Below are 2,598 nucleotides of genomic sequence, written 5' to 3'. Positions count from 1 at the left end.
TGGTTATTTCGGTCGGACCATGCCACCTATTTCGGTCAAATGGTGCCACTTTGAAAAGTTATACAATAATACAAAAAAAGTTATATCAAAGGCTAAAAGTTTATTTTTCTCATTGAATCTCCGGTAAGATTTATTCTATGCGACGAGTTCACGATACGATCCAAAACAGCGTCTGCAATTGTATTCTCACCAATTAAAGGATACCAAGCAGATACCGGTATTTGTGAAGCTAGAATAATAGAAGCCTGATTATACCTTTGATCCACAATATCAAAAAGCGCTTCTCTGATTAAGTTGTCAAAAGGTTGTAGTCCAAAATCATCTAAAATTAGTAAGTCACATTTGAGTATTTTTTTAATTTCTCTTAGATACGTACCATCCACTTTACTTGATTTTAGCATGTTAAATAGGTTAGCTGTATTAAAGTAAAGTACTTTGTATTCCATTAAACAGGCTTGATGACCTAAAGCTTGAGCAAGATAACTTTTGCCCACTCCACTAACTCCAGTTAAAATAACATTCTGTTTTTTTCGAATAAAATCTAAAGTAGTTAGTCTGTTAAAAGCATTCTTGTCAAGATCTCTATGATGAGTATAATTAATATCAGCTATACTAGCATTTTGCCGAAAACCAGCTTGTTTAATTAGCCTTTCAATTTTTCTATTTTGTCTATTTTCATACTCATGGTCTGTTAATAAAGCGATGTATTCATCTATAGTAAAAGAAGTTATCGTATTATCTTGAAGATGTCTGTCGTGCAGTAAAGCCATATCGTTTAATCGCATTGCTTTTAGTTTTTCGATAGTTTGATTGTTATCCATATAATTATTATTAAAGTTTATTGATAAGAAGAAGCTCCTCTAATGTTAGTATGTGATGGTATATGAGGAGTATCAGCATTAAGTTGTTGTATTGTTTCTTGATTGAGATCCATCTTGTGATGAAGGATGTTTTTGATCTGAGTATAGGTAACTATATTCTCTTTTAAGGCAAGTTCACAGGCTTTTTCTAGTCTATCTGAACCATAGCTTTTATGTAGCTGTATTACTCCGATAACTCTTTTATACCCTATTTCCGGGTATTGAACATCATCAAGTATTCTCTCTACACATTTGACTACATTATCACCATGGAGCTGAGCTTGTTTTTTAAAGAACTCAGGACTCCAGCTAGTGTAGTACTGATGTGTACTAGAGAGGTGGTCTTTTATTGTATTATACGATCCCTTTAAAGCACTTCGCTTGTGTAAAGCTATTCGTAAATGATTGTAATAAACTTCAATTGTTGTATTAGTGTAATGAATGGTAGTTTGGTGACCTATATAGCGATAAGGGACACTGTAGTAGCTCTTATCTGGTGAAAAGTATACATAACCTATCTTCTGTACTTTAGCTCTTTTATAATCTTTGATTTGATAGTTAGAGGACGGCAGATTTTTTAAATATTGTCTTTCTACAGATTGGAATAGCTCTACACGGCTTGCTTCTTTACGCTGAAAAAGAAGTTGATTATACTTAATTAACTTTGTTTGTATTTCTTGGTTCAGCTCCTCTAATGAGAAGAAAGTCATCTCTCTAATAGGGTAATAGATTCTTTGGTATACTAATTGAACTGCATTTTCTACAAGAGCTTTATCTTGTGGAGCATAAGCTCTTGTTGGGTTTACAACACACCCATAATGAGAAGCGAAGTCTTTAAAGCTTCGATTGATCTGAGCTTCATATTTACTAGAACGAGATACTGCTGATTTTAAATTATCGGACACAATAGCTAAGGGAACACCTCCATAAAAGTGTAAAGCATTGATGCAACATTGAATTAAATCTTCTTTCTTTTGACTAGCACATGCCTCTACATAAGTGTATTGACTGTTAGGAAGGATAGATACAAATACTTCTACAGGTATTATTTCTCCTGTATGTTTATCTACATAAGAGAGCTTTTTACCTGCAAAGTCTATGTACATTTCTTTACCAGGTTCATGCTCTAATTTCATTGAACCTCTTTCTTGCTTATACTTGCGATTATAATGTTCCATAAACTGAGTATAACCATAGGGGTTTTTAGCAGTTTCAGCATACTGGTTATAATGATAGAGAAAGGTGAAACCAGGATGGTTTCGAGCTTTATTAACTGTTTCAAAATACAGCATCAGCTCATTATGACGCTGAGTATCAACAAGGGTAACACTAGAGAATAACTCTGATAATTGTAGTGCTTCAAACGATAAGAGCTGCTCAAGTGAATATTCACTTGCAGTAAAGAGCTGCATATAGGTATTTACTGTATTGCGTGAAATACTTAGGGTACTAGCTATCTTTCGATTACTGTAGCCATCTAAATGCAAGGTAATAATTTGTTTTAAGTCCATTGGATCAAGTTTATTAGCCATATCTTATCGTTTTAAAACAACAAGATATGAGTATTAAACTTTACAAAGTGGCATGGTTTGAACCGAAATAACAAAAAGTGTTATCCCAAGTGGCACAAGTCGTAACGGAAACTTATAATTACTCCAAATGGAATAAGTGGCACAGTTTGACCGAAATCTCTGGCACAAGTACTCCGAAATCACTGGCACAAATCAAACCGGAATAT

2 protein-coding genes are annotated in these 2,598 nt (G+C 33.8%); both read right to left on the bottom strand.

Annotated elements, in window-relative coordinates:
• Positions 1 to 92: 92 nt before the first annotated feature.
• Complete coding sequence (gene istB / locus GJV77_RS14565; RefSeq protein ID WP_155037059.1) at positions 93 to 821, bottom strand: IS21-like element helper ATPase IstB; 729 nt, start codon at positions 819 to 821, stop codon at positions 93 to 95.
• A 17-nt stretch (positions 822 to 838) separates the two neighbouring features.
• A complete protein-coding gene (istA, locus tag GJV77_RS14560; protein ID WP_155037058.1) occupies positions 839 to 2,392 on the bottom strand; it encodes an IS21 family transposase in 1,554 nt (517 codons plus the stop codon).
• Between the last annotated feature and the right edge of the window lie 206 nt (positions 2,393 to 2,598).

The organism is Myroides pelagicus (genome assembly GCF_009711055.1).
GTDB lineage: Bacteria > Bacteroidota > Bacteroidia > Flavobacteriales > Flavobacteriaceae > Flavobacterium > Flavobacterium pelagicum.
This window is presented reverse-complemented; position numbering and strand designations above follow the sequence as displayed.